This window comes from Ruegeria sp., assembly GCF_028066395.1.
Classification (GTDB): Bacteria; Pseudomonadota; Alphaproteobacteria; order Rhodobacterales; family Rhodobacteraceae; genus Ruegeria.
In genome coordinates, this window is record NZ_JALCBM010000098.1 from 1 (window position 1) to 8,088 (window position 8,088).

General features: G+C 56.0%; 7 protein-coding genes and 1 riboswitch. Of the genes, 3 read left to right on the forward strand and 4 right to left on the reverse strand.

From position 1 onward, the window contains the following. Nucleotides 1–14: 14 nt before the first annotated feature. Nucleotides 15–1,436, reverse strand: coding sequence for a recombinase family protein (locus MPJ51_RS20370; RefSeq protein WP_298390675.1), 1,422 nt, complete (start codon nt 1,434–1,436; stop codon nt 15–17). Nucleotides 1,437–1,523: 87 nt separating this feature from the next. On the opposite strand from MPJ51_RS20370, the gene MPJ51_RS20375 reads away from it, so the two are divergent. Next, nucleotides 1,524–1,904, forward strand: coding sequence for a hypothetical protein (locus tag MPJ51_RS20375; protein ID WP_298390677.1), 381 nt, complete (start codon nt 1,524–1,526; stop codon nt 1,902–1,904). Nucleotides 1,905–2,073: 169 nt separating this feature from the next. Here the strand turns inward: MPJ51_RS20375 and MPJ51_RS20380 are convergent, their stop codons facing one another. After that, entirely contained in the window at nt 2,074–2,412 is a 339-nt protein-coding gene (locus MPJ51_RS20380; RefSeq protein ID WP_298390678.1) for a hypothetical protein, read from the reverse strand. 1 nt (nt 2,413) lies between these two features. After that, nucleotides 2,414–2,618: riboswitch (cobalamin riboswitch) on the forward strand. Nucleotides 2,619–2,699: 81 nt separating this feature from the next. Between MPJ51_RS20380 and MPJ51_RS20385 the strand changes: the two genes are divergently transcribed. Together MPJ51_RS20385 and MPJ51_RS20390 are read left to right on the forward strand one after the other, a co-directional pair. After that, a complete protein-coding gene (locus MPJ51_RS20385; RefSeq protein WP_298390693.1) occupies nt 2,700–3,953 on the forward strand; it encodes an aromatic ring-hydroxylating dioxygenase subunit alpha in 1,254 nt (417 codons plus the stop codon). 5 nt (nt 3,954–3,958) lie between these two features. Further along, nucleotides 3,959–5,044 (forward strand): hybrid-cluster NAD(P)-dependent oxidoreductase, encoded by a 1,086-nt coding sequence (locus tag MPJ51_RS20390; RefSeq protein WP_298390680.1) that lies wholly within the window; start codon nt 3,959–3,961, stop codon nt 5,042–5,044. Nucleotides 5,045–5,086: 42 nt separating this feature from the next. Here the strand turns inward: MPJ51_RS20390 and nrdF are convergent, their stop codons facing one another. Next, nucleotides 5,087–6,058: a class 1b ribonucleoside-diphosphate reductase subunit beta gene (gene nrdF, locus MPJ51_RS20395; protein WP_298390682.1), complete on the reverse strand. Its 972-nt coding sequence runs from the start codon at nt 6,056–6,058 to the stop codon at nt 5,087–5,089. 11 nt (nt 6,059–6,069) lie between these two features. Beyond that, nucleotides 6,070–8,088, reverse strand: a 2,019-nt coding sequence (nrdE, locus tag MPJ51_RS20400; RefSeq protein ID WP_298390683.1) for a class 1b ribonucleoside-diphosphate reductase subunit alpha, incomplete at its 5' end; no start/stop codon positions are given.

The following is an 8,088-nucleotide window of genomic DNA, read 5'->3' on the forward strand; positions in this document are numbered from 1 at the left end:
TTTCCTCCGTTTTACTAAACATAGCGGAGGACCACTTCAGTGGGGGAAGACCACATCCTGACGACGATGGACATGTCGGGGAGCTGACCGGTGTTCAGTCGAATGTTCCAGCGATACGCGCCTGCGCCTGTTTGCATGCAGCGTGCGATGACAATGGAAACGGTGAACTCGTCGTTGATGATGAGAATATCTGCATTGTGGCTTTGAACGACGTCTCCGCCAACGGCTTCGACCCCGGCGATGATGTCCCGGACGATGTCGGAATGCAGGCTGCGCAATCGTCTGTTGATCTCAATGTAACGGTAATCTCTGTCAGGCTTGAAGCCGACGAGGCTATAAGCACGCAACAGGCTACCAAATCTATTCTGGTAGGCACCGCTTGATGGAAGCTTTGGCGCTTCATTGATGACAAAGCCCGAGAGGTAGCCGTTTTCCTCCAAAACCTCCTTTAGCCGATCCAGCATTTCTTCGTCGGACAGCACATGCGAGCGGGCTGCAATGATTGCTCCGGCAGCGTCGAACAGGTTGGCGTCAACGATTGCTTCAAAGGCACCAACAGCGCGAACCCAATTTTCCGGATCGTTCCGAACATGGCGTTTCTTGAGTTTGAAGGAATTGCGGTTCCAGAGATTATTCCCGATGTATTTTTCGTTGGTCAGAATTTGACGCACAACCGCCGGTGACCAATCCCGATCCAGATCGGTTCGAATTCCGCGCTGATTCAGGTCTGACGCAATCTCAGCTTCAGACCAACCGTCGTTCACAAACCTCAAGAAGATCTGGTTCGCTATTGCGATTTCATCAGCGGGACCCGGAACAAGTGTTACCCGGTCGGTCTGAATACTCTTGTGTTCACCTCGCGAAAGAAGGCCCTTGGTACGTCCGGCTTCATCAATCAGCATCCGCCGCAACCCGAACCCGGCTGCGCCGCCTTGTCGATAGCCCAACTCGATCAGGCGCTGCTGCCCCGCAAAGACCTTTTGCGATAGCTCGCGACTATATTCGCCTGCCATTGCCCGCTTTAAACCTTTGACGACGGTGGACATTGGGCTGCCATCATTCTCGAACTGTTCCGCGCAGTATTCGACCGAAATGCCCGCCCGTTTGCAGATATACTCGTAGTAGGCGCTTTCATCCGCGTCCTGGAAGCGCCCCCAACGGCTGACATCGTAAACGAGAACAGTTCCGAATTCGGTCTGGCCAGTTTCGATGTCGTCGATCAATTGCGATAGGCCTGCACGGCCTTGAATTCTCAATCCGCTTTTGCCTGCATCAGAATAGGTTCGGATAATTCTGTAGCCGCGTTCATCGGCATAGCGCTGGATGGCGTCGGCCTGGTTTTTGGTCGAGTAGCGCTGATGCTCTGTCGACATGCGAACGTACTGTGCGGCGTTCCGGCGGTTTTCCCTGTCTGTCTTGTTCTTCGGCCAACTCAATGCTGCGGCTCCCACCACTCAAATTTGCAAACCTGTACGGGAACTCTGCGATTCCTTTCTCAATCCTAAAGGGAGAGGTCCGGAAACATGTTTCATAAAAAGGGCAACACGTTTCATCGAAAGTGCGACGAGCGCGTTTCGGCGTCAGAATACAGGGAGGCGATCAGCGACGCTCTTTCTCAAGAACTGGGTGGGGCAGGGCGAGCTACAAAATCAACGATGCGGTGGACTGGAGCAAGTGAACGAACGGCTAAGAACTGGATATCTGGCTCATACGGACCAACAGGCGAAAACCTGATCGCATTGATGAAGCATTCAGACACAGTTTTCGCGGTTGTACTCGAATTGGCAGGACGGAGCGAAGCGATATCGATAGCACGGCTAAGGCTTGTCAGAGAAGAACTGGCCGGAATTTTGAGTGATTTAGATACGATTTGCACCGATGAGGGCGATCAAAAACCGGAATAGACTCTTTCGGTTGCTCCAACGTGATGGAAAGTCTTTGAGTCGCAAATGGCAAAACCCGTGCGTCCATGAAAAATCGAATGACTCAAAATCAATGGCTTAGCTGTCGTTGAATGGCAAAACTATGTGTCGTCCGACACCTGTTGAACGTCACACGAACCTGACCCAACCGTCATAGTTGGACCAGAAACGGGGTGAGCGTTCGACATCGGAAGGCACCCCCAACTTTGGACATCAGTTGAATTTGACCTTTGCGTCTCAAACTGACCCAAATTTCCCATTTTAATTCTCCCGCTAAGGGTTTCGTTTGATCCGGCTTCCCTTTTGGGAAATCAGGGCTGATTTGCAGATCAGACAGCGAAGCTGCCTGTTCTTGCTGATCGGTGGCGCGTTCCTTGTCTGGTTGTCGGGAAAACGGCGTCTTCGAGGAGTTTGTTGGTTCGAACATTTCAGCCGGTGTCTGTTTTGGAGCCGGAATTGTCGCAAGTATTTCAGCGCCAACGCCGTTCAAAACTATCCTGCAATTGTGAGGTGCCGCTGATTGATTCTCAGCCAGCGGAGAATTGGGAAGCCGGTGTAAATCCGGCACTGCCCCCGCAACGGTAAGGAAGGTCAGGTTCGACAATCAGCCACTGGGACGAGGATCCCGGGAAGGTGTCGCAACCGGGCGCAAGCCCCTTTCAAGTCCGGAAACCAGCCTTGCAGATATGTCAAACCGCGGGTGGCGGTGGGGGCACGGGTTTCGGACGTGATCCTTGCACGCCTCCGAACGGTTCCTCCTTGTCATCTGCCCAAGCAATGCCGCGGGGCGCGGCAGGAGAGCCAGAAGTGAACAATATTCAAAGCCTGTTGGCGCATCGAAACCCGGGCCATGCTCTGGAACAGGCGTTCTACACCGATCCCGGGATTTTTCAGACCGACCTTGAAACCATCCACTACCGTGACTGGCTATTTGCGATTCCGGCCTGCGAGTTGGTGAAATCAGGCGATTACGTCACTTATAACGTGGGCGCCTACCGTGTGATCATCGTACGCGGCGCGGATAACCAGATCAGGGCGTTCCATAACACTTGCCGTCATCGCGGTTCGGTCATTTGCAAGGCGGCCAAGGGCAACGCGCCCAAGCTGGTCTGCCCATACCATCAGTGGACCTATGAGCTTGACGGTTCATTGCTGTGGGCGCGTGACATGGGGCCGGATTTCGATCCCAAACAGCATGGTTTGAAGACCGTGCATTGCCGGGAACTGGCTGGGTTGGTCTATATCTGTCTGGCGGATGACGCGCCGGATTTCGACACATTCGCCAATATCGTGCGCCCTTACCTTGAGCCGCATGATCTGGGCAATGCCAAGGTCGCCTTTGAAAGCTCGATCATCGAAAACGGCAACTGGAAGCTGGTTTGGGAAAACAACCGCGAATGCTATCACTGCGGCGGCAACCATCCGGCACTGTGCCGTACTTTCCCGGATGATCCGACCGTGACCGGGATTGAGGAAGGTGTCACCCCAGCGCATCTCGTGACCCATTTTCAACGCTGCGAGGCGAGTGGCCTGCCTGCGCGATTCTACATGCATGACGACGGCCAGTTCCGCGTTGCGCGAATGCCTCTGAAAGAAGGCGCGGAAAGCTACACGATGGACGGTAAAACCGCTGTCCGCAAATGGCTGGGACGGGTGCCCATGGCGGATGCCGGTTCGATGCTGAAATTCCACTATCCGACAACCTGGAACCACTTCCTGCCCGATCATTCCATCGTCTTCCGCGTCACCCCCGTCAGCCCGACCGAGACCGAAGTGACCACCAAATGGCTGGTAAACAAGGATGCGGTCGAGGGCATCGACTATGACCTGAAACGCCTTACCGAGGTTTGGGTGGCCACCAATGATGAAGACCGACAGGTGGTCGAGGATAACCAACAGGGCATCAATAGCCCGGCTTACGTTCCCGGTCCCTATTCGCCAATTCAAGAGGCCGGAGTGTTGCAATTTGTCGAATGGTACACATCGACCCTATCCAAACGGCTTTCACCCGAAGCCGTCGCGGCGGAGTAAGTGTGATGAACGACCTCAGCCCTGCGCGGGAAACAGCTATCTGGCAGGACAGCGAGACGCTGGAATGCACCTCGGTCATCCCCGAGATGCCAAATACCGCGAGTTTCACCTTTCGCGCGCCCTCGGGTGCGTTTTTCTCGTATGATCCGGGGCAGTTTCTGACGCTGGAAATTCCGGTGCCCGGGCAGCCGGGTGGCGTGGTGCATCGCACCTATACAATCTCTTCGTCGCCATCGCGGCCGCGATCCATCACAATCACCGCCAAGGCGCAGCCCGACAGCATCGGCACGCGCTGGATGCTGGACAACCTCAGGCCCGGCATGCGCTTGCGCGCGATCGGGCCTGCGGGGCTGTTTTCCAACGTGGGCACCAAGGCGCGCAAGTTTCTGTTCATCTCGGCCGGGTCGGGTATCACGCCGATGATGTCGATGACGACGTGCATGTGGGACGAAGGGCATGACCCGGATATCGTCTTTATCAACTGCGCCAAACGTCCGTCCGAAATCATTTTTCGTCAGCGCCTTGAACATATGGCCAGCCGGACCCCGGGGTTGGACCTGAAATTCGTGGTTGAAGAGCCGGACCCATACAGCCCATGGACCGGATATCAGGGCCAGTTTAACCAGTTGATGCTTGGCCTGATGGCACCCGATTATCTAGATCGCGAGGTCTATTGCTGCGGCCCTGAGCCTTTCATGCAAGCTGTGCGCGACGCTTTGGCTGGCCTTGGTTTTGACATGGACAACTACCATCAGGAAAGCTTTGGCGTGCCCGTGGAAACCGAGGCTGACCAGCCCGAGTTGGATGATATCGTACCGGACGATGACAGCAGCGCCGAGATTCATTTTGCGACTTCGGGCGTCACCGCCAAGGTGGCCGAGACTGATACGGTTCTGGCCGCCGCGCGGTCGGTTGGGTTGAATATCCCGTCTGGCTGCACCTTCGGTGTCTGCGGCACCTGCAAGGTCCGGAAGACCGCTGGCGAGGTTCACATGGTCCACAACGGCGGTATTTCCGAGGACGATATCGAGGCGGGTTACATTCTGGCCTGCTGCTCGAACCCGATCGGCAAGGTCGAGGTTGAGGTATAGCGCATAAGAGGAAGCGCAAGATATGCGCTTCCTCTGTCTGCTTCAGAAATCCCAGTCTTCATCTTCGGTCGCAACCGCCTTGCCGATGACGTAGGACGAGCCCGAGCCCGAAAAGAAGTCGTGGTTCTCACTATCCGGGCTGAGGGCTGCCAGAATCGCCGGGTTCACCTCGGACACTTCGGGTGGGAACAACGCCTCGAAGCCTAGGTTTTGCAGCGCCTTGTTGGCGTTGTAATGCAGAAAAACCTTCACGTCCTCGGTCAGGCCGATCTCGTCATAGAGTTCCTCGGTGTAGTGGTTTTCGATATCATAAAGCTCGAACATCAGGCCAAAGGCGTAGTCCTTCAACTCCTGCTGCTCGGCCTCGGACAGCTTTTCATAGCCACGCTGGAACTTGTAGCCGATGTAGTAGCCATGCACGGCTTCATCGCGGATGATCAGACGGATCAGATCGGCGGTGTTGGTCAGCTTGGCGCGGCTGGACCAGTACATCGGCAGGTAGAAGCCGGAATAGAACAGGAAGCTCTCCAGAAACACCGACGCGATCTTGCGTTTCAGCGGATCGTTGCCGGGTGCATAGGTTTCGAGGATCGCCCGCGCCTTGGCCTGCAGATGTTGGTTTTCCTCGGACCAGCGGAACGCCCCGTCGATCTCTTTGGTCGAACACAGCGTCGAGAAGATCGAGGAATAGCTGCGCGCATGCACCGCTTCCATAAAGGCGATGTTGGTCAGAACGGCCTCTTCATGGGGTGTCACGGCATCCGGCATCAGTGCAGGTGCGCCAACCGTGTTCTGGATCGTGTCCAGCAGGGTCAGGCCGGTGAAGACGCGAATGGTCAGTTGTTTTTCGTGATCGGTCAGGGTGGCCCAGCTTTGGATGTCGTTGGACAGCGGCACCTTTTCAGGCAACCAGAAATTCACCGTCAGGCGGTTCCAGACCTCAAGGTCCTTTTCATCCTCCAGCCGGTTCCAGTTGATGGCGCGGGGGATCTTGGTTTGGATCGTGTCTTTCATTTTTCTTCCCCTTACAGCGTGCAGGATACGCAGCCCTGCACCTCGGTCCCTTCAAGGGCCTCCTGGCGCAGACGCACGTAGTAGATGGTTTTGATGCCTTTCTTCCACGCATAGATCTGCGCGCGGTTGATGTCTCGGGTCGTGGCCTCGGCCGGGAAGAACAGTGTCAGCGACAGGCCCTGATCCACATGCTCGGTCGCCGCTGCGTAGGTGTCGATCAGCGCTTCGGGGCCGATCTCATAGGCATCGCGGTAGTATTCGAGGTTTTCGTTGTCCATGAAGGCTGCCGGATAGTAGACGCGGCCGATCTTGCCCTCTTTGCGGATTTCGATCTTGGACACGATGGGGTGGATCGAAGAGGTCGAGTTGTTGATATAGCTGATCGACCCGGTCGGCGGCACAGCCTGAAGGTTGCGGTTGTAGAGCCCATGTTTCATCACGTCGGCTTTCAGCGCCACCCAGTCGTCGCGTGTGGGCAGGGTCATGCCGTCGAACAGCGCCTTGACCTTGTCGCTTTCGGGCAGCCAGTCACGGGTGGTGTATTTGTCGAAGAAGGTGCCCGAGGCGTAATCTGACTTCTCAAATCCTTTAAACGACACCCCACGTTCTTGCGCCAAATCGCAAGAGGTGCGGATTGCGTGATAGGCCACCGCCGCGAAGTACATGGATGTGAATTCGACGCCTTCTGGCGATCCGTAATGGATATGTTCCCGTGCCAGGAACCCGTGCAGGTTCATCTGACCCAGACCGATCGCGTGGCTTTCATCATTGCCACGACGCACCGAGGGCACCGAGTCAATCGCCGACATCTCGGACACTGCCGTCAGCGCCCGGATTGCGGCGCCGACAGTGCGGCCCAGATCGCCGCCATCCATGGTCTTGGCAATGTTCAGCGAGCCAAGGTTGCACGAGATATCCGTGCCCAGATGGGAATAGCTGAGGTCATCGTTGAATTCGGACGCCTCATTGACCTGCAAAATCTCGGAACACAGGTTCGACATGTTGATCCGCCCCGCGATGGGGTTCATCCGGTTCACCGTGTCCTCGAACATCACATAAGGATAGCCGGATTCGAACTGAATTTCGGCAATGGTCTGAAAGAATTCGCGCGCATTGACCTTGGATTTACGGATGCGCTTGTCATCGACCATCTCGTGATACTTCTCGGTCACCGAGATTTCCGAGAATGGCACGCCATAGACCTTTTCCACGTCATGAGGCGAGAACAGGTACATATCGGCGTTCTTCTTCGCCAGCTCGAAAGTGATGTCAGGGATCACCACGCCAAGGCTCAGCGTTTTGATGCGGATTTTCTCATCCGCGTTTTCACGCTTGGTGTCCAGAAAGCGCATGATATCCGGGTGGTGCGCATTCAGATAGACCGCCCCGGCGCCTTGCCGCGCGCCAAGCTGGTTTGCATAAGAAAAACTGTCCTCCAGCAGTTTCATCACCGGTATCACGCCCGAGGACTGGTTCTCGATGCCTTTGATCGGCGCGCCATGTTCGCGGATGTTGGTGAGCAGCAGCGCTACACCGCCACCACGCTTGGACAGTTGCAGGGCCGAGTTGATGCCGCGCCCGATGCTCTCCATGTTGTCCTCAAGCCGCAGCAGGAAGCACGAGATCAGTTCACCGCGCGAGGCTTTGCCCGCGTTCAGGAAGGTGGGCGTGGCCGGCTGGAAGCGACCGTCAAGGATTTCCTCCATAAAAGACATGGCCAATGCCTCATCCCCGCGCGCCAGCGCTAGCGCGGTCATGACAACGCGATCTTCGTAGCGCTCCAAGTAACGCTGCCCGTCGCGGGTTTTCAGTGTGTACGAGGTGTAATATTTGAACGCGCCCAGAAAGGTCGGGAACCGGAACTTCTTGGCATAGGCCGCATCCCAGATCTTGCGCATGAAGTTCTTGGAATACTGGTCCAGAACGGCCTCTTCATAGTATCCTTCGGACACCAGATACCCCAGCTTCTCATCCAGCGAATGAAAGAACACCGTGTTCTGATTCACGTGCTGCAGGAAATACTGCCGCGC